This is a genomic window from Streptomyces sp. NPDC127097 (assembly GCF_042724075.1).
Lineage (GTDB): Bacteria > Actinomycetota > Actinomycetes > Streptomycetales > Streptomycetaceae > Streptomyces.
The window spans coordinates 23,109-42,422 of record NZ_JBHXFI010000026.1 but is presented as its reverse complement, the minus strand read 5'-3'; the positions used below and the strand labels follow the sequence as shown (position 1 = coordinate 42,422).

At 71.7% G+C, this 19,314-nt stretch carries 20 protein-coding genes; 6 read left to right on the top strand and 14 right to left on the bottom strand.

Features of this window, described 5'->3' with window-relative positions:
• Positions 1-83 precede the first annotated feature (83 nt).
• The 4 genes from ACFWJW_RS20545 to ACFWJW_RS20530 form a co-directional block, all read right to left on the bottom strand.
• Positions 84-488 (bottom strand): PPOX class F420-dependent oxidoreductase, encoded by a 405-nt coding sequence (locus ACFWJW_RS20545; RefSeq protein WP_042147072.1) that lies wholly within the window; start codon positions 486-488, stop codon positions 84-86.
• Positions 489-630: 142 nt separating this feature from the next.
• Positions 631-1,155, bottom strand: a complete 525-nt coding sequence (gene ispF, locus ACFWJW_RS20540) for a 2-C-methyl-D-erythritol 2,4-cyclodiphosphate synthase (protein WP_387243085.1) — start codon at positions 1,153-1,155, stop codon at positions 631-633.
• A complete protein-coding gene (ispD, locus tag ACFWJW_RS20535) occupies positions 1,148-1,894 on the bottom strand; it encodes a 2-C-methyl-D-erythritol 4-phosphate cytidylyltransferase (protein ID WP_042147066.1) in 747 nt (248 codons plus the stop codon). Before ispD ends, ispF begins: the two co-directional genes overlap by 8 nt.
• A gap of 414 nt (positions 1,895-2,308) precedes the next feature.
• Entirely contained in the window at positions 2,309-2,791 is a 483-nt protein-coding gene (locus ACFWJW_RS20530) for a CarD family transcriptional regulator (protein ID WP_003953493.1), read from the bottom strand.
• Between the two features lie 839 nt (positions 2,792-3,630).
• On the opposite strand from ACFWJW_RS20530, the gene ACFWJW_RS20525 reads away from it, so the two are divergent.
• Positions 3,631-4,272 (top strand): DUF461 domain-containing protein, encoded by a 642-nt coding sequence (locus tag ACFWJW_RS20525; protein ID WP_387243081.1) that lies wholly within the window; start codon positions 3,631-3,633, stop codon positions 4,270-4,272.
• Between the two features lie 123 nt (positions 4,273-4,395).
• On the opposite strand, the gene ACFWJW_RS20520 is transcribed toward ACFWJW_RS20525, so the two are convergent.
• On the bottom strand, positions 4,396-5,076 hold the full coding sequence (locus ACFWJW_RS20520) for a response regulator transcription factor (RefSeq protein ID WP_018089768.1): 681 nt from the start codon (positions 5,074-5,076) through the stop codon (positions 4,396-4,398).
• Positions 5,073-6,341: a sensor histidine kinase gene (locus ACFWJW_RS20515; protein WP_387243078.1), complete on the bottom strand. Its 1,269-nt coding sequence runs from the start codon at positions 6,339-6,341 to the stop codon at positions 5,073-5,075. The genes ACFWJW_RS20520 and ACFWJW_RS20515 overlap by 4 nt, the downstream gene beginning before the upstream one ends.
• 537 nt (positions 6,342-6,878) lie before the next feature.
• Here ACFWJW_RS20515 and phoU point away from each other — a divergent pair.
• Together phoU and ACFWJW_RS20505 are read left to right on the top strand one after the other, a co-directional pair.
• Positions 6,879-7,556 carry a phosphate signaling complex protein PhoU gene (phoU, locus tag ACFWJW_RS20510; RefSeq protein WP_190839735.1) on the top strand — a complete coding sequence of 226 codons (678 nt, stop codon included), beginning with the start codon at positions 6,879-6,881 and terminating at the stop codon, positions 7,554-7,556.
• A gap of 135 nt (positions 7,557-7,691) precedes the next feature.
• On the top strand, positions 7,692-7,847 hold the full coding sequence (locus ACFWJW_RS20505; RefSeq protein WP_158894179.1) for a hypothetical protein: 156 nt from the start codon (positions 7,692-7,694) through the stop codon (positions 7,845-7,847).
• Between the two features lie 94 nt (positions 7,848-7,941).
• Here the strand turns inward: ACFWJW_RS20505 and ACFWJW_RS20500 are convergent, their stop codons facing one another.
• The 5 genes from ACFWJW_RS20500 to ACFWJW_RS20480 form a co-directional block, all read right to left on the bottom strand.
• Positions 7,942-8,190, bottom strand: a complete 249-nt coding sequence (locus ACFWJW_RS20500; RefSeq protein WP_387243255.1) for an SCO4226 family nickel-binding protein — start codon at positions 8,188-8,190, stop codon at positions 7,942-7,944.
• A gap of 130 nt (positions 8,191-8,320) precedes the next feature.
• The gene (locus ACFWJW_RS20495; RefSeq protein WP_387243075.1) at positions 8,321-9,772 is read right to left on the bottom strand and encodes a hypothetical protein; all 1,452 of its coding nucleotides are present in this window, start codon (positions 9,770-9,772) and stop codon (positions 8,321-8,323) included.
• Positions 9,759-10,874 (bottom strand): WXG100 family type VII secretion target, encoded by a 1,116-nt coding sequence (locus tag ACFWJW_RS20490; RefSeq protein ID WP_387243072.1) that lies wholly within the window; start codon positions 10,872-10,874, stop codon positions 9,759-9,761. Before ACFWJW_RS20490 ends, ACFWJW_RS20495 begins: the two co-directional genes overlap by 14 nt.
• On the bottom strand, positions 10,874-11,203 hold the full coding sequence (locus tag ACFWJW_RS20485; protein WP_387243069.1) for a hypothetical protein: 330 nt from the start codon (positions 11,201-11,203) through the stop codon (positions 10,874-10,876). Before ACFWJW_RS20485 ends, ACFWJW_RS20490 begins: the two co-directional genes overlap by 1 nt.
• 319 nt (positions 11,204-11,522) lie before the next feature.
• Positions 11,523-12,284 carry a phosphoglyceromutase gene (locus ACFWJW_RS20480; RefSeq protein ID WP_042149646.1) on the bottom strand — a complete coding sequence of 254 codons (762 nt, stop codon included), beginning with the start codon at positions 12,282-12,284 and terminating at the stop codon, positions 11,523-11,525.
• Between the two features lie 253 nt (positions 12,285-12,537).
• Between ACFWJW_RS20480 and ACFWJW_RS20475 the strand changes: the two genes are divergently transcribed.
• Positions 12,538-13,932: an MDR family MFS transporter gene (locus ACFWJW_RS20475; protein WP_387243066.1), complete on the top strand. Its 1,395-nt coding sequence runs from the start codon at positions 12,538-12,540 to the stop codon at positions 13,930-13,932.
• 60 nt (positions 13,933-13,992) lie between these two features.
• Here the strand turns inward: ACFWJW_RS20475 and ACFWJW_RS20470 are convergent, their stop codons facing one another.
• Positions 13,993-14,553, bottom strand: coding sequence for a YbjN domain-containing protein (locus ACFWJW_RS20470; RefSeq protein WP_387243063.1), 561 nt, complete (start codon positions 14,551-14,553; stop codon positions 13,993-13,995).
• Entirely contained in the window at positions 14,546-15,916 is a 1,371-nt protein-coding gene (gene mshA / locus ACFWJW_RS20465; RefSeq protein ID WP_387243060.1) for a D-inositol-3-phosphate glycosyltransferase, read from the bottom strand. The genes ACFWJW_RS20470 and mshA overlap by 8 nt, the downstream gene beginning before the upstream one ends.
• Positions 15,917-16,223: 307 nt before the next feature.
• On the opposite strand from mshA, the gene ACFWJW_RS20460 reads away from it, so the two are divergent.
• Positions 16,224-17,060 (top strand): class I SAM-dependent methyltransferase, encoded by an 837-nt coding sequence (locus ACFWJW_RS20460; protein ID WP_387243057.1) that lies wholly within the window; start codon positions 16,224-16,226, stop codon positions 17,058-17,060.
• A gap of 105 nt (positions 17,061-17,165) precedes the next feature.
• On the opposite strand, the gene ACFWJW_RS20455 is transcribed toward ACFWJW_RS20460, so the two are convergent.
• Positions 17,166-18,032 carry a helix-turn-helix domain-containing protein gene (locus ACFWJW_RS20455; protein ID WP_387243054.1) on the bottom strand — a complete coding sequence of 289 codons (867 nt, stop codon included), beginning with the start codon at positions 18,030-18,032 and terminating at the stop codon, positions 17,166-17,168.
• Positions 18,033-18,288: 256 nt separating this feature from the next.
• Here ACFWJW_RS20455 and ACFWJW_RS20450 point away from each other — a divergent pair, with 256 nt between their 5' ends.
• A complete protein-coding gene (locus ACFWJW_RS20450) occupies positions 18,289-19,296 on the top strand; it encodes an aldo/keto reductase (RefSeq protein ID WP_387243051.1) in 1,008 nt (335 codons plus the stop codon).
• The last annotated feature ends 18 nt before the right edge of the window (positions 19,297-19,314 follow it).

Sequence of the window (19,314 nt, the reverse complement as noted above, 5' to 3'; positions counted from 1 at the left end):
ATTGGGCCACGGGGAAACAGATCCGCCACAACCGCCCGATTCGCCGGAAGTGTCACCCCGCCCGGGGCGGGCCCGGGGGCCGGTCAGATGCTGCCGACCACCTTGCGCGGGGTGATCCGCACCACGACCCGCTCGGCGTCGTCGGCCGACGCCGGGTTGAACTCCGCGTACGGCTTGCCGGTGTACTTCCGCGACAGCTCGTCGATCAGCTCCGGCCCGCCCTCCGTGCTGAGCGAGGCGGAGCCGCGGACCTCGGCGTACGTATACGGCGCGTCGAAGGGCTGCACGACGACGGAGACCCGGGCGTCGCGGCGGAGGTTGCGCTCCTTGCGGCGGCCGACGGTCGTCGAGATCAGCAGATCGTCGCCGTCCCGCTTCACCCAGACCGGGGAGACCTGGGGGCTGCCGTCGGGCTGGACGGTCGCCACGGTCACGAAGACCGGGGTGTCGAGGAGCTGCTTGAGGTCGTCGGACAGGGTGGCAGTCACGAGGGGTCCTTCCTGCGGGCCGTTCCGAGGGTCACGAGTACTCCGATGGTCCCCCCAACACCCGCGCGGCGCCCGGCATTCCCGCGCCGTACGGGGGAATGCCGGGCGCCGCGTCAGGCGGTCCGGGCCCCGCGGGACCCGGTCAGGCCGTACGGAAGACGATCGCCGTGGCGACCGCGGCCAGGCCCTCGGCGCGGCCGGTCAGGCCCAGCCCGTCCGAGGTCGTGCCGGAGACCGCGACCGGCGCCCCGACGGCCGCCGAGAGCGCCTTCTGGGCCTCGTCCCGGCGCTTGCCGACCTTCGGGCGGACGCCGATGACCTGCACCGCGACATTGCCGATGGTGAAGCCCTCGGCCCGCACGATCCGCGCGGCCTCGGCCAGCAGGGTCACCCCGGACGCGCCGGACCACTCGGGGCGGCTGGTGCCGAAGTGCGCCCCCAGGTCGCCGACGCCGGCCGCCGAGAACAGCGCGTCGCAGGCGGCATGGGCGGCCACGTCGCCGTCGCTGTGGCCGGCCAGGCCGTAGCCGTCGCTCTCCGCGGCGTCCCAGAGCAGCCCGGCGCACCACAGCTCACGGCCCTGCTCGAAGGCGTGCACATCCGTGCCGATGCCGACGAGCGGGAGCAGCGGGGCGGCGGGGGCCCCGGCGGGGTTCGGCTCAGACATAGCCATCGGTGGCCCTCCTGCGGGCGAGTACGGCCTCGGCCAGGACCAGGTCCAGCGGCCGGGTCACCTTGAATGCCTCCTCGTGGCCGGGAACGACCACGACCGGCGAGCCGAGCCGTTCGACCAGCCCGGCGTCGTCGGTGGCGCCCTCGCCCTCGACGACGGTGTCATGCGCCTTGCGCAGGGTCGCCAGATCGAAGCCCTGCGGGGTCTGTACGGCGCGCAGCAGCGCCCGCTCCGGGGTGCCGACCACCGGCTCGGGGGCGCCCTGCGGCTGCGGATCGACCTGCTTGACGGTGTCGGCCAGCGGCAGCGCCGGGACGACGGCGGGCGCACCGGCGCGGACGGCGGCGACCACCGCGTCGACCGTGTCGACCGGGACCAGCGGCCGGGCGGCGTCGTGCACCAGCACCACGTCGACGGTGTCGGGGAGCGCCGCCAGACCGAGCTGGACGGACTCCTGGCGGGTCCCGCCGCCGGGGACGACCCGCAGGTCGGTGCGCTCGGGCAGCGGATGCTCGTCGAGCAGGCGGCTGACCTCGGCGGCGCCGTCGGGCGGGGCGACCACCACGATCACGGAGACCGCGCGGGAGGCGGCCATCGCGCGGACGGCGTGCACCAGCATCGGGGTGCCGCCCAGGGTGCGCAGCGCCTTGGGGGTGCCGGGACCGAGCCGGACACCGCGGCCGGCGGCGGGAATCACCGCGGCGGTGCGGAGGGGACGGGAGGGATCTGACATCGATGGCTCCGGAGTCCGGGGCGAGCCCGGAATTGACGCAGACAGGTTTGTTTCCTCGGACGAGGTGGGTATGGCCTGGGCGTGCCCCCTACGGGGGGAGTGCCGGGCGCGACGCCTTGACCGGACCCTTCCGTGACATCGGTCGAGCCAGCTGCCCGGGCCCGGCACGTCACAGGGGGGCGGTGTTCCTCGTCGACACCAGCCGATCGCCCCCCGTGGCTCCATCGCAAGACCCGCAGATATGCCGCAGCGCCCGGCAACGGACCGTTCCCCTCGGGGAATCGATCGTCACTCGGGCACCGCGGCATTGCTACGTCGTCGCTGCGTAGGATTTCCTTGGCTGGGATTTCCTGGCGCTGGTTTCACCTGCGTTGGATGGCGCCAACGCCGGGCAGGGCCAACGCTTCAGCGTCGTCAGGACGCGAGTACCTCGTCGAGCAGGGCCTCGGCCTTGTCCTCGTTGGTGTTCTCCGCGAGGGCGAGCTCGCTCACCAGGATCTGGCGCGCCTTCGCGAGCATCCTCTTCTCACCGGCGGAGAGGCCGCGCTCACGCTCACGCCGCCACAGGTCACGCACCACTTCGGCAACCTTGATCACATCGCCGGAGGCGAGCTTCTCGAGATTTGCCTTGTAGCGACGGGACCAGTTCGTGGGCTCTTCGGCATACGGTGCGCGAAGCACCTCGAAGACCCGGTCCAGCCCGTCCTGACCAACCACGTCGCGTACGCCGACGAACTCCGCATTGTCCGCTGGCACACGAACAGTCAAGTCGCCCTGGGCGACCTTCAGCACCAAGTAGGTCTTGTCCACGCCTTTGATCTGGCGAGTTTCGATGGCCTCGATCAGCGCGGCCCCGTGATGGGGATAGACCACGGTGTCGCCAACCTTGAACGTCATGTGACAGGTACCCCTTCCGTGGCTATCCATGCTAACACGGGAACGGGCCGTTCTGAATGGCGTTTTCGCAGGTCAGGGCATATCTCGGGGCTTGACAACAGCGACCGGAACGTGCTGCGAGGGGTCTCGGGAGATGGGAATTCGCAGGTCGGAGGGGCTGCACGGGTGAGCGGAAACATGCCCGTCACGTACCGGGAAGGCGATGATCGACAGGCCGAACGTCCCGGTTTGCACGGATCCACACGAGCGAGTTCCGGTACTCCGTTCGGCCGCTCAGGGACCTCTTGGGACGGATTCTGGAATTGATCACGAACCGGCGGGCGAAGAGTGTGATCAATTCCAGCGAGCCCTTCACATTCCCTGCGAATACTGCTTTTCCCAGGAAGGAAACCAGCCGCTCGCCACCCGAACGGCCGCTTGCCGAAAATTCATGCCCGTTCTTGAGAACGTTCTCGACTCCGTCTGATCTGCGAACCGTTCCGTGTGCCGTTCCGCGAACCGTTCCGCCGGCCGTTCCGGGTACCGCGGGCGGCCGCCCGTTTCGCGGTGCTTCTCCCGTCGTCTCCCGGGGAGGCGGCCGCCGTCGGCTCCCGTTCGGGGCCGCGTGCCGAGGGCGGTGGAACAGGGCCCGGGCGGCGGTGGCGGGCCGCCGATCGCGCTGGGGGCGGGTCGGGTGCGGCGGCGCGAGGGCGGCTCGGTAACCTAGCGGCGCTGACACACCCTTAGGGCGGCTTTACGCACCCGTCGTCATGACGCGTACGGAGGGCCGCCCCAGCCGTCCATCCGCGACCGGGCAAGAACGTTCGGCCGCCGTAGCTCGTCAAGGAGATGCCGCCGCCGTGAGCCGCAGCCTTCGACGCGGCGTCCTCGCCGCCACCGTCCTTTCGCTCTCGATCGCCACGCTGTCCGCGTGCGGGGCCGGGAACGACGCCCAGACGCTTGCGGTCAAGCCGGACAACGCCGCGACCTCCGTCGGCGACATCAAGATCCAGAACGCCAACGTGATCACCCAGCCCGAGGTGGACGCCAAGGGCCCGGCCGTGGTCTCCGCGACGGTGTTCAACAGCGGCATCAAGGACCAGAAGCTGACCGCGGTCTCCGTCGACGGCACCGGCCAGACGGCCAAGCTCGCGCCGGCCGACCACGGCTCCGGCCCGATCACCGTGCCCGCCGGCGGCTCCGTCGTGATCGGCGGCGCGGGCAACCCCTCGGCCGTCCTCGCCAGCGGCCGGGAGGCCGTCCAGGACGGCAACGCGCAGCCGCTGACCTTCAAGTTCAGCTCCACCGGCCAGGTGCGGATCAACGCCTTCGTCGTCCCGGCGAAGAACTACTTCGAGGGCTACGGGCCCTCGAAGGTGCCGTCGCCGTCCGGCTCGCCGTCGGCGTCCGGGTCCGGCAAGCCCTCGGGCAAGCCGTCGGGGTCGGCGTCCCCGTCCGGTTCGGGCAAGCCGACCGCCGCGGCGGACCACGCCGAGGACTGAGCCGGCCCACGACGGCGGCAGGCCGTCACCACCACGCGTCAGGGGCGCCCGTCCGATCCGGAGGGGCGCCCCTGACGCGTGGCATGGCGCAGCACCGCACGGCGCAGCGCTGCGCGGGCCGGTTTACGGCTCGAACTTGTAGCCCAGGCCGCGGACCGTGACGAGGTAGCGCGGCGCGCCCGGGTCGGGCTCGATCTTGGCGCGCAGCCGCTTGACGTGCACGTCCAGGGTCTTGGTGTCGCCCACGTAGTCGGCGCCCCAGACCCGGTCGATGAGCTGCATACGGGTCAGCACCCGGCCGGCGTTGCGCAGCAGCATCTCCAGGAGGTCGAACTCCTTCAGCGGCAGATCGACCTTGCCGCCGGCGACCGTGACGACATGGCGGTCCACGTCCATCCGGACCGGGCCGGCCTCCAGGGCCTGCGGGGCGACCTCCTCCGGCTCGCCGCGGCGGCGCAGCACGGCGCGGATACGGGCGACCAGTTCGCGGGAGGAGAAGGGCTTGGTGACGTAGTCGTCGGCTCCTATTTCCAGGCCGACGACCTTGTCGATCTCGCTGTCCTTGGCGGTCACCATGATGACCGGGACATTGGAGCGGCCGCGGAGCTGGCGGCAGACCTCGGTGCCGGGCAGGCCGGGCAGCATCAGGTCCAGCAGCACGAGATCGGCGCCGTTGCGCTCGAACTCGTCCAGTCCGTCAGGGCCCGTAGCCGCGATGGCGACCTCGAAGCCCTCCTTGCGAAGCATGTACGACAGTGCATCGCTGAACGATTCCTCGTCCTCGACGACAAGCACTCGGGTCACGGAAGGACCTCCGGGGCTGGGTGAGCAGGGAGCGGATCGTTGAAGGTCTCGTACGGGCGGTCCTCGTCGTCGAGGCCCTCCGCGGAGAGGTCGGCGGGCCGTTCGCGGTCGCGTACGGCCCCGGCTTCCGGGAGACGCAGGGTGAAGGTGGAGCCTTGTCCCTCGGCGCTCCATACCGTGACCTCCCCGCCGTGCGAGGCGGCCACGTGCTTGACGATGGCGAGGCCGAGGCCGGTCCCGCCGGTGGCGCGCGAGCGCGCCGGGTCCACACGGTAGAACCGCTCGAAGATGCGGTCCCGGTCCTTCTCGGATATCCCGATGCCCTGGTCGGTCACCGCGATCTCGATCAGGTCGCCGCCGGGCGCGGAGACATGGCGCCCGGCGATCCCGACGCGGGTGCGCGCCGGGGAGTAGTTGACGGCGTTCTCGACGAGGTTGCCCAGGGCCGCCGCGAGCTGGCCGCGATTGCCCCAGACGCTGAGCTCGGCGGTGCCGCCGGCGGCCATCGTGATCTGCTTCGCGCCGGCCTGCTGGCGGCAGCGGTCCACCGCCTCGGCGACCAGCTCGTCGACCCGGACCGGCTCGGCGTCCTCCAGCGGGTCGTCGTTCTGCACCCGGGAGAGATCGATGAGCTCCTGGACGAGGCTGGTCAGGCGGGTGGCCTCGTTCTGCATCCGGCCGGCGAAGCGCTCGACGGCCTCGGGGTCGTCGCTGGCGTCCATCACGGCCTCGGAGAGCAGCGACAGGGCGCCGACCGGCGTCTTGAGCTCATGGCTGACGTTGGCCACGAAGTCGCGGCGGACGGCCTCTATGCGGCGGGCCTCGGTGAGGTCCTCGACCAGCAGCAGGACGAGCCGGGAGCCGAGTGGGGCGACTCTGGCGGAGACCGCGAGGGCCTCGCCGCGGCCGGTGCCGCGGCGCGGGAGATCCAGCTCGACCTGGCGTATCTCACCGTCCCTGCGGGTGTCGCGGGCCATCTGCATCATCGGTTCGACGGCGAGCTTGCCGCCGCGGACCAGCCCGAGGGCGTACGCGGCGGAGCTGGCCTTGACGACGGCGTCGGCCTCGTCGAGCACCACCGCGGAGGAGCGGAGCACCGAGAGCACGGTGTCGACGCCGGGCGGCAGCGCGGCGTCGGTGTGCAGCGAGCTGCGGGTGGGCTTGGCCTGATCGCGCTCGCTCCAGCGGAACGCCAGCATGGCGAAGACGCCGGTGCACAAGCCGGCGATCGCTGCCACTGCGGCGACGGCCGCATCCACGTTCATGACTCCAGGTTATGCGCCGGGTCGGACACTTCCCCAGCCGTGCGAGGCCCTGCTCGAACAGCCGTCGCCCAGAGTTCACCGTGGCGTCCCGACGGGTTCACTCCGGAGGCCGGTGCGGAACGTGTGCCCGACCGCCGGACGCCCCTAGGGAAACCGGCGCGTGCGCCCGGCCGCTCCGGCGCACGACCAGGTGAACCGCCCGGCCGGCCCCGGGGCAGCGGATGCGTCGCCCAGAGTTCACCTTCATGTCGGTGCCGGTTCACCCCCGGTGGCACCGGAGGTCGCGCGGCGCCCGCAGGGTGAGGGTGCGGGTGCCGGACCGGTTCCGCTCCGACCCGCGACCGGACACCCTGAGCGACCGCGGGCGGGCGCCCCTCCGGAGCACGGCACCGCGGAGTACCGGCTCCGCGGAGCGCTCCTCCGGGATCCGGGCCGCGCGGGCACCGGCCGTGAGAGCGTGGGCACAGGTCACCCTGCACCCCGTTCCACCTCCCACCCCACGCCACACCACCACATCGAAGCGAGAGAAGGTCACTGATGCGGGACGCGTACCACGAGGAGCTGGATTCGATCGGCGAGGGCCTGGTCGAGATGGCCCGGCTCGTCGGCTCCGCGATCGGGCGCGCCACCACGGCGATACTCGACGCGGACCTCAAGCTGGCCGAGAACGTCATCGCCGGCGACGAGAAGGTCGATGATCTCCAGCGCGACCTGGAGGCCCGTGCGATCGCGCTGCTGGCGCGGCAGCAGCCGGTCGCCACCGACCTGCGGATCGTCGTCACCTCGCTGCGGATGAGCGCCGACCTGGAGCGCTCCGGCGACCTGGCCCAGCACGTGGCCAAGCTGGCCCGGCTGCGCTTCCCGGAGTCGGCCGTTCCGCAGGATCTGCACGCCACCATCCTGGAGATGGGGCAGCTGGCGCAGCGCCTGATGGCCAAGGCCGCCGAGGTCATCATCACCAAGGACGTCGACCTCGCGCTCCAGCTGGAGCAGGACGACGACGCGATGGACATGCTGCACCGCACGCTCTTCCAGCACCTGATGGACGACCGCTGGAAGCACGGCATCGAGACGGCCGTGGATGTGACCCTGCTGGGCCGCTACTACGAGCGTTTCGCGGACCACGCGGTGTCCGTCGCCAAGCGGGTCGTCTACCTGGTCACGGGCGAGCACGCGGACGAGATCGCCCCGCCGACGGCGGTGGAGGGGGCCTGACGGCACCGGCGGGCGGAGGGTGCGGGTCCGCCCCATGAGCCACCGTGCGCCGTTGACGTGTGCTTCCGCGCGCCGTTGACGCGCCTCGTCACCCGGGCTTGCAATGGGCAGCAGGTGACCCCTAGGAGGCAATGCATGGCACCCATGGCGGACTCCCCCAACCCCGCGGCCGAGGCTCCGACGGCCGTCGACCGCCCGCGGCTCCCGCTGCTCGGCGCCTGTGGCTGCGGCCCCGGCTGTAGCTGCGGCTGCCAGTCGGGCGGACCGTGCCAGTGCGGCGGCGGCTGCTAGCGACCTCGACGGCACAGCGCCACGGCGGCCCCGGCCGGTCGGTCTTCACGACCCTCCGGCCGGGGCCGCACGCATTCCCGTCATTCCGCCGTCGTCACAGCATGATCGCCAGCGGATGGATCTCGTCCGCCTTGTGGCCGGCGCGCTCGTGTATGCGCTGCACCGCTCCCGCCGACGGCGCTTCCGACAGACAGAACACATCGCCGGACTCGGTGTCGGCCCAGGCGTGCTCGAAGGTCACGCCCTCCTCGCTCTGGATAGCGAGATCGGCCTGATGCGCGGCTTGGAACTCATCGGCCGTGAGGCCCTTCATACCGTGATGGATGTCCATGAACTTGGGCATCGGGCTCATCCTCCAGATTGCAGACGACACCCCCTCTTCCATGCTGCATGCGCCTGGCCGGGGCGCATCTACGGGGCGGGCCCTTCGTTTGTCTCCTTGCGTTTGCCCTCCGGCATGTCCCCGGAGGGACTCAGGCCGGATTCGTCCCGCCCTCGGACATGGCCGCGCGGAATTTCGACGCGTGCGGGGCAGCCGTCACGAGAAGGACGAGCGCCAGCCCGGCGACGGCGCCGGCGATGCCGGTCACCCAGCGCCAGACGCCCGTGATGTCGAAGGTCAGCAGCGCGGCGCAGCCGATGAGCACCGCGGCGAGCACCAGCACCGACGGTGCCACGTAAAGCGGCCACGCGGAGTGCGGGTCCCAGAGCCGCAGAGCGCGCGACTCGCCGTTGCCCGCGGCGGCCTTTTCGACGGAGACGCCCTCGGCGGCCATCATCTGCGCATCGTCGGCCTTGAGCGTCCCGTGCATCACCCAGCCGTCGTCGGACACCAGCGCCGCCGGGGTGTCGCCCCCGGATGACCGCCCGCCGTCGGCGCCGCTCCGGGCGGCCCAGCACAGCCACAGTTGCTGCCCCGTCAGGGAATCGGGGACATGTTCTTCTCCGACAGCGGCCAGGAAATGCGCGGTGCGGGATGACGCGGTGACAACTTTCAGGCACATCTGCTTCTGGGAGTCCCGCTGCCAGAATCCGGGCCCCAGGCATGTCCCGCGCACGGCCATATCGGTGCCGCCCAGCCGGGAGAAGGAACGGAATCCATGGCGCAGGGAAAGGCCGACCACGGAGAGGACGAGGCCGGCGGCCCAGGCGATGCCGATGATCAAGACGCGGCCGGTCCCCATCGTGGAGCCCTCCAGCGCCGCACCGAGGCTGCGCTCGTCCCCCGCGAGGGCGCCCAGTCCGGGATGCGCCGGGGCGTAGAGGACCGAGACCTTGCCACCCGCGCGCGGACGGTCGGGCGTGACCGGATGGACGGTTGCCGTCACCGGCCGCCCGCCCGCCTTCGGGGCAAGCCGGACGACCGCGGTCGAGGTGTAGTAGTCATGGCCCTTGCTCGGATCGTGGAACTGGACGTCGCTGACCTTCTCCACCCGAACGTGTGCGAACTCCGCACCGGCGTCGGCGATCCGCTGCATGGGTTCCGGACGCTGGGGCGCCCCGATCACCAGCGCGAGAAGGGTCACCAGCGCCGTGCAGACCCCTAGGGACCAGGCGAAGGAACGCCCCTGCATGCCCCGGCGCGAGGGCAGCACCCGGGGCGGCCCGTCCGGTTCCGCGGCGCCAGGCTCGCCCGTTGCCCCCGAGAACTCGGCGACGGCGACCGCGGCGTACGTCCGCCGTCCCCCTGCCGCGCGCTGGAACACGGCGATGGCGCCGACACAGGCCAGTGCGCACCCCAGCGCGACGAGTATCGCCGTCCGGCGCGGCTCCGGTTCCGAGCAGAAGAGCCACAGCGGCAAGACGGCGGCGAGGGCCGCCAGACCCAGTGCGCCGAAGTACGCCCCGGCCCGGCGTGGGGCCGCGCCCACCCGTCGAAGGGCGGGCGGCGCGGCCGCGGTGGTGGCGTGGTCAGCCGAAGACATCTCGTACCTCGTCGGTCGCTGAGGCATCGCGCCCCTTGGTGCCCTGTTTGGCACCCGACTGTACGTCCTTGTTGTGGTCGTCGACGTCGCCCCAGCCGTCCTTGCCGTCGTTCGCCGCGACACCGCCGGCGATGGGGACGGTGGTGCCCCACGCGGTGTCCCGGGCGATGTCGTGGCTCTCGGGCGTGTGCGTGCCCCTGAGGTCGTTCGCGATATCGCGCAGGCCCTTGTCGATGCTTCGCATCGTGGCGCCGGCGCCACCGGCCGCGCCGCCGGCGACGGCGGTGATCGCGGTCTGCCGCATGTCGAGGTCCTCGCCCTTGCGCCAGGAGTCCAGCGCATCGCCGCCGACCCCACCGGCCGCGCCGGCCGCGGCACCGCTGACGACCTCGCCGGCGCCCATGCGGGTGGCGGCCGCACCCACGCCGGTACCGATGCTTGCGCCCGCGAGACCGCCCATGAGGTTGGTCCCCCACTCGGGGCCCTTGCCGCTGATGAGGCTGGTGGCCACGCCGCCGGCGGTGCCGGTGGTGGAGTTCAGCGCGAAGGAGGACAACAGCTTCGCGGCGGCCTCGGTGTACTTGTTGATGCCCTTGAACGCCTTGTACGCATTGGCAACCGCCCGCAGCATCCGGCCCAGCATGCCGGCCGCGTCCAAAGCTTTCTTGGCCAGCATCGCTATTCGGGCGGTACCGACCGCGGCGGAGACACCGAAGGTCACGAACGACATACCGATCGAGACTCCGACGGAGATCCCGATCTCGATGTAGATGTCCTCGATTTCGTTGTTGACCTCTTCGATGGCTTTCGCGGCCTTTTCCAGACCCGCGGCGGCTTCATCGAAATGCTCGGTCACATGGTCCGCGGCCTTTTTGCACTGTTTCCAGTGCTCGTGAAAAGCCTCGGCGGCCGGGCCCCGCCACGTGTGCCCGACCGCGGCGTTGACCTGCTTGTCCAGGGCGCCGAAGATACGGTCGACCTCGGATTTCAGGTGACGCCACTCCTTGGCGGCCTCTTTCAGCTCGTCCGGTCGGCCGCCCGGATGGACGATCTCAATTCCGAGTTCGACGATCTCCTCGGCAACGGACTCGTTTCCGCTCATCACTTGCCCCCGTGATCACCGAAGAGCGCGCCGACACCCTGGTCGTTGGTCTCCGTGTTCACGGTGACCTGCTTCAGGCCGGCGCCGATGGCGTCGAGATGCGTGTAAATGGACTTCATGGCACCGGCGACGTCCGTGGAGTACTCGATGTACGCCGAGGTGACCTCCTCGGACTCGGTCAGGACACCGAAGCCGTCACTGATGGCCTCTTCCCCGGTTTCCGCGACGAACTTCTTGAGAGCCGACTCCAGGTCGTAGGAGTGCTGCTCAAAGCTCTTCGCCAGCTTCATCAGTTCCGCGTGATCGACGAATGATTCTTGGTCAGCCACTTACACTGCCCTTCCCCCGCTATCCACAACTCCGGCGCATGCGCCCTTGCGCTACACCCTAGGGGAACTCCGTCTCGCACAAGCAATCCTGAGCGCCCATCAATTCGGCGAAGCGACGGGCGCGCGGGCCGCGATGCCACATATGCGCACATGGTGACAATAATCGGAGACTATGCACTTCACGGCCGAACCCGGACGCAGCATCGATGACATTTCGGCATATCGCGGAACCAGTAGAAAAATGGTGACGCGGATTTCCCAGGGAAAACGAAGGCCCCGCACTGCACGAAACATGCAGTGCGGGGCCTGATCGCCGTTCTTACTTCTTCTTGCCCTGGTTCTTCACGGCCTCGATGGCGGCCTTGGCGGCCTCCGGGTCGAGGTAGGTGCCGCCGGGCTTGACCGGGCGGAAGTCGGCGTCCAGCTCGTAGGCGAGCGGGATGCCGGTGGGGATGTTCAGGCCGGCGATGTTCTCGTCGGAGATGCCGTCGAGGTGCTTGACCAGCGCGCGCAGGCTGTTGCCGTGCGCGGCGACCAGGACCGTGCGGCCGGCGAGGAGGTCCGGGACGATGCCGTCGTACCAGTACGGCAGCATGCGGACGACGACGTCCTTGAGGCACTCGGTCTTCGGGCGCAGCTCCGGCGGGATCGACGCGTAGCGCGGGTCGTCCGACTGGGAGAACTCGGCGCCGTCCTCCAGGGCGGGCGGCGGGGTGTCGTACGAGCGGCGCCAGAGCATGAACTGCTCCTCGCCGAACTCGGCCAGCGTCTGCGCCTTGTCCTTGCCCTGGAGCGCACCGTAGTGGCGCTCGTTCAGCCGCCAGCTGCGGTGGACCGGGATCCAGTGCCGGTCGGCGGACTCCAGGGCCAGCTGCGCGGTGCGGATGGCGCGCTTCTGGAGGGAGGTGTGCACTACGTCGGGGAGCAGGCCGGCGTCCTTGAGCAGCTCTCCGCCGCGGACTGCCTCCTTCTCGCCCTTCTCGTTGAGATTGACGTCCACCCAGCCGGTGAACAGGTTCTTCGCGTTCCACTCGCTCTCGCCGTGGCGGAGGAGGATCAGCTTGTACGGTGCGTCGGCCATGGCGTCGAGCGTAATCGACGTCCGGACCAGGCCCGGCGCCGGTCCAGGAGCTGGGATCCCCGACGACGTTTGACGCTTCCCGTCAATTGAGTGGCGGGCCGGGCCGGGCGATCAGTAGGGTGCGGATGCCGTAGTCACCACTTACACCGCTCGCCTCTTCCGTGCCCGCCGCCCGCCCTTCCGGCGCCCGCCGCGGCCGGACCCGCCCGCATCCCTGCCACGCACCGCTTCACCATTAGACGGGGGAAATGTCATGTCCGCATCCACGCCCGGCCTCACCAGGCGGTCCGCTTTCCGACGGGCCGCCCTGGAGAGCGTCTCCGGCCTCCCCCGGCAGTTCTGGTGGCTGTGGACCAGCACCTTGGTCAACCGGCTGGGCGCCTTCGTCGCCACCTTCCTCGCCCTCTATCTGACCGTCGAGCGCGGCTACTCGGCCTCGTACGCGGGACTGGTGGCGGCGCTGCACGGGCTGGGCGGCGTGATCTCGTCCGTGGGTGCCGGGGTGATGACCGACCGGCTCGGCCGGCGGCCCACCATGCTGATCGCGCAGCTGTCGACGGCGGCGTCCGTCCTGCTGCTCGGCTTCATGACGGACCCGGTCGCGATCGCGGTGGTGGCGGGCCTGGTCGGCATGGCGAGCAACGCCTCCCGCCCCGCCGTCCAGGCGATGATGGCGGACATCGTCGCCCCCGAGGACCGCGTCCGCGCCTTCGCCCTGAACTACTGGGCGATCAACCTCGGCTTCGCCATCTCCTCCACCGCCGCCGGACTCATCGCCGAACACGGCTACTTGGCACTCTTCGTGGGCGAGGCCACGCTCGTGCTGGCCTGTGCGCTGGTGGTCTTCTGGAAGCTCCCGGAATCGCGGCCCGCCCAGAGCGCCCCGGGCGGCCCGGGCGGCCCGGGCGGCCCGGGCGACGGTGCCACCGGTCCGGCCCCCGCCCCGGTCTCCATGCTGACCGTCCTGCGCGACGGCCGGTTCATGACCGTCGTCGGCCTCAACCTGCTGCTCGCGCTGCTCTTCCAGCAGGCATACGTCTCGATGCCCGTGTCGATGGGTCAGGACGGCTTCTCCAGCGCCCAGTTCGGCATGGTCATCGCGGTCAACGGCGTCCTCGTCGTGCTGCTTCAGATCCCGGTGACGCGCTTCATCGAACACCGCAGCCCGGCCCTGCTGCTCATCGGCTCCGCGCTGCTCGCCGGCTACGGCTTCGGGCTGACCGCGCTGGCCGGCTCGGTCGCCATGTACGCGGTCGCCGTCACCGTCTGGACCCTCGGCGAGATCATCAACTCCCCCACCCAGATGGGGCTGGTGGTGCGACTGTCCCCGCTGCACGGCCGCGGCCGCTACCAGGGCATGTACACCCTGTCCTGGTCGGTCGCCTCCCTGGTGGCCCCTCTGCTCGGCGGCGTGGTCATCGACCAGTACGGGGCGGATGTCCTGTGGGCGGGCTGCGCGGCCGTGGGCACGGTGGCGGCGGTGGGCTACGGGCTGCTGCTCCGGGGCCTGCCGGAGGAGGAGGGCACGGGGGCGGTGGCCGCGGGCCGGCCAGCCGTGGGCACGCAGGAGTCGGCGGAGCAGGGGTCGTCTTCCGGGCGCGGGCGGGAGGCCGGGGCGCCGGTGGGGGCGGGCGAGCCGGTGGCGTGACGGGGGCGGGCGGCTTGGGCCCGGGCCGCTCCCCCGGCCGGGCCCTTCGGCGTACGGCTGCTACGCGGAGGGCCGCTGGGTCAGATGCGCGAAGGCTTCGAGGTTGCGGGTGGACTCGCCGCGGGACACCCGCCAGGCGTACTCCTTGCGGATCGCCGTGGCGAAGCCCATCTCCAGCAGGGTGTTGAAGCTGCCGTCGGCGTTCTCCAGGACCGTGCCGAGGATGCGGTCGAGTTCGTCGGGGGTGACGGCGGCCAGCGGGAGCTTGCCCACGAGGTAGATGTCGCCGAGCTTGTCGATCGCGTAACCGACGCCGTAGAGGCGGGTGTTGCGTTCGAGGAGCCAGCGGTGCACGGCCTCGTGGTTCTCGTCGGGCCGGCGGACGACGAAGGCGTTGATGGAGAGCGAGTGCCGGCCGACGATCAGCGAGCAGGTCGTGGAGAGCTTGCGGGTGCCGGGGAGCTTGATGACGTAGGTGCCGTGGGAGGGGGACTCCCAGTCGAGGCCGGCGTCGTTCAGCGTCTGCTCGATCACGTCGTGCGCGGTCGCCCCCGGGGGCACGGCCGGCCCGGCCTGCCCCGTCGTCCTGCTCACGCCGTGGTCCTCGCCCGTGTCACCCATGGAGCGATCGTAGGTGACGGCGGTGTTCCTGCATGGCGGCGGTGTAGACGTCACCGGTCGCCGCGGCGGCGGTGTCCCAGCCGAAGGACTGGGCGTGCCGGGCCGCGTCGGTGCCCATACGGGCGGGCAGGGCCGGGTCCGCGACGAAGCGGGCGAGCGCGCGGGCGTAGTCGGCCGGGTCATGGCCGGCGACGAGGAAGCCGCTGACGCCGTCGCGCACCGCCACCGGCAGCCCGCCGACCGCGGCCGCGATGACCGGGGTGCCACATGCCTGGGCCTCGATGGCGACCAGTCCGAACGACTCGCTGTACGAGGGCATGACCAGCACGGAGGCGGCGCGGTACCAGTCGGCGAGCTGTTCCTGGCCGACCGGCGGGCGGAACTGCACCAGATCCGCGATGCCGAGCCGGGCGGCCAGCTTCTGGAGGCCCTCGGGCTTGGCCAGACCGCTGCCGCTGGGCCCGCCGACCACGGGCACCACCAGACGGGAGCGCAGCGAGGGGTCCCCCTCCAGCAGGGCGGCGGCCGCGCGCAGCAGGATGTCCGGGGCCTTCAGCGGCTGTATTCGGCCGGCGAAGAGCGGAATGACCGCGTCCTGCGGCAGGCCGAGGCGGGCGCGGGCGGCGGCCCGGCTCTCGGCGACGTCGCCGCCGGTGGGCCGGAAGCGGTCGAGGTTGACGCCGGGGTGCACCACCGCGATCTTGTCCGGCTCGGCCTCGTAATGCCGGGCGAGCTCGTCCGCCTCCTCGGCGGTGTTGGCTATCAGCCGGTCCGCGGCCCGGACGATCTGGGTCTCGCCGATCACCCGGGCGGCCGGCTCGGGGGTATCGCCCACGGCCAGCGCGGCGTTCTTGACCTTGGCCATGGTGTGCATGGCGTGCACCAGCGGGACGCCCCAGCGCTCGCCGGCCAGCCAGCCGACATGGCCGGAGAGCCAGTAGTGGGAGTGCACCAGGTCGTAGTAGCCGGGGCGGTGGCCGGCCCATGCCTGCATCACGCCATGGGTGAAGGCGCACAGCTGGGCGGGCAGCTCCTCCTTCGCCAGTCCCTCGTACGGGCCGGCGTCCACATGCCGGACGAGGACGCCGGGGGCGAGCTCGACGGCGGGCGGGAGGGTGCCCGTCGTGGCGCGGGTGAAGATCTCCACCTCGATGTTGATCGAGGCGAGCTTCCTGGCCAGCTCGACGATGTAGACGTTCATGCCGCCGGCGTCGCCGGTGCCGGGCTGATGCAGCGGGGAGGTGTGGACGCTGAGCATCGCCACCCGCCGCGGACGGCGGGGGCTGCCGGGCAGCCGCAGCCGGGCCTGGCCCGGGAACTGGCCATGGGGACGACTGCGGAGCCGGGACACGTATTGGCTCACGTCGAGCTACCTCCTAGGCGAGGCGGCGGCGCGCCTCCGACCCCGTCCAACAACCGACCACGGCCATCCATTTCCGTTCGGCACGCGCTCCGCGTACTTTGCCAAAGCGTGACCTGGCGGGGGCGGGCGGGAGCTCCGCGGGGGCGGCCGGGGCCGGCGCGGCGGGGTGGGGCTGGTGGGCCGTCGGCCGGTCCCGGTGGGTTCCAGGCCGTCCCGGGGGGCGTCGGCCGGTCCCGGCGGGCCCTCACCCGCCCCGGCGGGACCTCGGCGGGCGGCGCACCCGCGGCCACCCCATACTCTCGATGCCATGGCCCGCCGCCCCTCCGTCCCTACCGCCGCCCCGGCGACCGCACCGTCCCGCCCCGTCGGCAACGCCACCCGCGGGACCACCAACCCCAACCGGCTGCGCCGTATGGACCGCTGGATCGCCGCGGAACACGGCGCCGTGCTGCGCCGCTCCGCCGACCCCGTCGCGGTCGACCTCGGCTACGGCGCCGCGCCCTGGACCGCGGTGGAACTGCTGGGCCGGCTGCGGACGGTACGGCCGGACGCCCGGGTCGTCGGCATCGAGATCGACCCGGCGCGGGTGGCGGCCGCGCGGACCTATGAGCGGCCGGGGCTGGACTTCCTCCACGGTGGCTTCGAGGTGCCGCTGCCGGGTCAGCGGACGCGGGCACCGGTCCTCATCCGGGCCGCGAATGTGCTGCGGCAGTACGACGAGGCCGAGGTGGCGGCCGTGTGGCGGCGGCTGTGCGCACGGCTGGCGCCCGGCGGGCTGCTGGTCGAGGGCACCTGCGACGAGATCGGACGGCGGCACGTCTGGGTGGCGCTGGGCCCCGAGGGGCCGCGCACGGTCACCTTCGCGGCCCGCCTCAGCGCCCTCCAAACCCCCTCTGACCTGGCTGAACGTCTCCCGAAGGCGCTGATCCACCGCAATGTGCCGGGCGAGCCGGTCCATGCCTTCCTGCGGGACTTCGACCGCGCCTGGGCCACCGCCGCCCCGCTCGGCGCGCTGGGTGCCCGCCAGCGCTGGCGGGCGGCCGTGGCAGCGCTGGCCACGGACTGGCCGCTGACCGGCGACCCGCGGCGCCGCCGCCAGGGCGAGGTCACCGTCCGGTGGGAGGCGCTGGCCCCCAGGGGGTGACCCGGGTCCCGTCCCTACGTGGTCAGCGCCGGCCCCCAAGGGATGGCCCGAGCCCCTTACGTGGTCAGCGCCGGACCTCAGGGGACACCCCGGGCCCCGCCGCCCCTACGTGGTCAGCGCCGGCTCCGCCAGGGTCCGCCCCAGCTCCCGGATGCGCCGCTCCGTCTCCGAGCCGACCGGGGCCGTGTACGTCACCAGAGCCTGGTCCGGGTCGTTGCCCAGCCGGAAGCTCTCGAAGGTGACGACGAGCTCGCCCACCTGGGGATGCAGAATCCGCTTGGTGCCGCGCAGACACTCGTGCACCGACTGCGTCTCCCAGATCCGCCGGAAGTCCGGGCTGTGGGCGAGGAGTTCATTGACCACCTCGCAGATCCGCGGGTCGTCGGGGTGCCGGCCGCTGTCGGCGCGCAGATTGCCGACCACCTCCACGGCCTTCGCCTCCCAGTCCGGGTGCAGGTCACGCGCCGCCGGGTCGAGGAAGACCAGCAGTGCGGTGTTGCGCCGGTCCGGGGCGAGCCCCTCCAGGTCGAAGGCGATCCGGCCGCCCAGCGTGTTCCAGGCCAGGATGTCCAGCCCGCGGCCGACCACGATGGCCGGGACGGTGTCCCCCATCGCGTCCAGGACCTGCTGGATCTCGGGGCGTACGGTCCGGGGCGCGGGGCCGGCGGCGCAGCAGTCCGCGCCGGGGCGCCGGGGTACGGCGATGTTGCGCAGGTAGGTCAGCTCGCCGTCGGTCAGCCGCAGCGCCCGCGCGATGGCGTCCAGGACGGAGTCGGAGATGGCGGGGGCCCGGCCCTGCTCGATCCGGGTGTAGTAGTCGACGCTGATGCCGGCGAGCTGGGCGACCTCCTCGCGCCGCAGCCCGCGCACCCGGCGCCGGTTCACGCCGCCGGGCAGGCCCAGGTCGGCCGGGTCGAGCGCCGCGCGGCGCGCCTTGAGGAACGAGCTGATCTCGATTTCCGCGTACAGCATCGGTCCAGTATGCGACGCACGGCCGGTTGGGTGGTTCCCACCGTCCCAGGTTGCGACGGGCCTGGTCCGCTCCCCCTACGGACAGCAAGGTGGTGCCCGGACGTCTCCCGGTCGCCCCGGAGCCGCACTCCGGCACGCCCCGCAGACGTCCTCCGGACGACCCGCAGACGCACTCCGGCACGCCCCGGAGACACCCTTCGGGACACCCCTGAGAACTCGCAGACTCGCCACTCGCAGACTCGCAGAAGGAGCACTCATGCAGCGCAGGATCCTCGGCGGTACCGGCATCTCGGTCAGCGAGTACGCGCTCGGCGCGATGATGCTCGGCGGCTGGGGCAACACCGATCACGACGACTGCGTACGGATCGTGCACCGTGCGCTGGACGCCGGGATCAACTTCGTGGACACCGCGGACGTGTACGCCGCCGGCGAGTCCGAGGAGATCGTCGGCAAGGCGCTCAAGGGCCGCCGCGCGGACGTCGTCCTGGCCACGAAGGCCGTCAGCTCCATGGGCCCGGACGCCAACCACGGCGGCAGCTCCCGGCGCTGGATCGTACGGGCGGTGGAGGACAGCCTGCGCCGTCTGGGCACCGACTACATCGACCTCTACCAGATGCACCGCCCCGACCCGACGACCGATATCGACGAGACGCTCGCCGCGCTCTCCGACCTCGTCCGCGCCGGGAAGGTGCGGGCGATCGGCTCCTCGACCTTCCCCGCCGAGCAGATCGTCGAGGCCCAGTGGACCGCCGAGCGCCGCGGCCACCTCCGCTTCCGCACCGAGCAGCCCCCGTACTCGATGCTGGCCCGCGGGGTGGAGAACGCGGTGCTGCCGACCGCCCAGCGCTACGGCATGGGCGTGCTGACCTGGGGCCCGCTCAGCGCCGGCTGGCTGTCCGGCCGCGACCTCTCGGCCAGCTCCCGGGCCGGCATGGAGAGCCAGAAGTTCGACCTCTCGATCCCCGCGAACGCCCGCAAGGCCGAGGCGGTCACCGCCCTGTCGGGGGTCGCGGCGGAAGCCGGCCTGCCCCTCCCCCACCTGGCGACCGCCTTCGTCCGTTCCCACCCCGCCGTGACGTCCGTGATCATCGGCCCCCGCACCCTCGACCAGCTCGACAGCATGCTGGACGGGGCCGGGGTGACGCTCGACGCGGACATCCTCGACCGGATCGACGCCATCGTCCCGCCGGGCACCGACCTCAACCGGGCCGACGCCTACTACCTGCCGCCGGCTGTCACGGACGCTTCCCTGCGGAGGCGGTGAGGGCGCTCGGGCGGTCGC

Bases quoted from the DNA above. Each gene is read 5' to 3' on its own strand.
- ispF (WP_387243085.1), bottom strand. From the start codon at position 1,155: ATGTCTGAGCCGAACCCCGCCGGGGCCCCCGCCGCCCCGCTGCTCCCG.
- ispD (WP_042147066.1), bottom strand. From the start codon at position 1,894: ATGTCAGATCCCTCCCGTCCCCTCCGCACCGCCGCGGTGATTCCCGCC.
- ACFWJW_RS20530 (WP_003953493.1), bottom strand. From the start codon at position 2,791: ATGACGTTCAAGGTTGGCGACACCGTGGTCTATCCCCATCACGGGGCC.
- ACFWJW_RS20515 (WP_387243078.1), bottom strand. From the start codon at position 6,341: ATGAACGTGGATGCGGCCGTCGCCGCAGTGGCAGCGATCGCCGGCTTG.
- phoU (WP_190839735.1), top strand. From the start codon at position 6,879: ATGCGGGACGCGTACCACGAGGAGCTGGATTCGATCGGCGAGGGCCTG.
- ACFWJW_RS20505 (WP_158894179.1), top strand. From the start codon at position 7,692: ATGGCACCCATGGCGGACTCCCCCAACCCCGCGGCCGAGGCTCCGACG.
- ACFWJW_RS20500 (WP_387243255.1), bottom strand. From the start codon at position 8,190: ATGCCCAAGTTCATGGACATCCATCACGGTATGAAGGGCCTCACGGCC.
- ACFWJW_RS20495 (WP_387243075.1), bottom strand. From the start codon at position 9,772: ATGTCTTCGGCTGACCACGCCACCACCGCGGCCGCGCCGCCCGCCCTT.
- ACFWJW_RS20490 (WP_387243072.1), bottom strand. From the start codon at position 10,874: ATGAGCGGAAACGAGTCCGTTGCCGAGGAGATCGTCGAACTCGGAATT.
- ACFWJW_RS20480 (WP_042149646.1), bottom strand. From the start codon at position 12,284: ATGGCCGACGCACCGTACAAGCTGATCCTCCTCCGCCACGGCGAGAGC.
- ACFWJW_RS20475 (WP_387243066.1), top strand. From the start codon at position 12,538: ATGTCCGCATCCACGCCCGGCCTCACCAGGCGGTCCGCTTTCCGACGG.
- ACFWJW_RS20470 (WP_387243063.1), bottom strand. From the start codon at position 14,553: ATGGGTGACACGGGCGAGGACCACGGCGTGAGCAGGACGACGGGGCAG.
- ACFWJW_RS20460 (WP_387243057.1), top strand. From the start codon at position 16,224: ATGGCCCGCCGCCCCTCCGTCCCTACCGCCGCCCCGGCGACCGCACCG.
- ACFWJW_RS20455 (WP_387243054.1), bottom strand. From the start codon at position 18,032: ATGCTGTACGCGGAAATCGAGATCAGCTCGTTCCTCAAGGCGCGCCGC.
- ACFWJW_RS20450 (WP_387243051.1), top strand. From the start codon at position 18,289: ATGCAGCGCAGGATCCTCGGCGGTACCGGCATCTCGGTCAGCGAGTAC.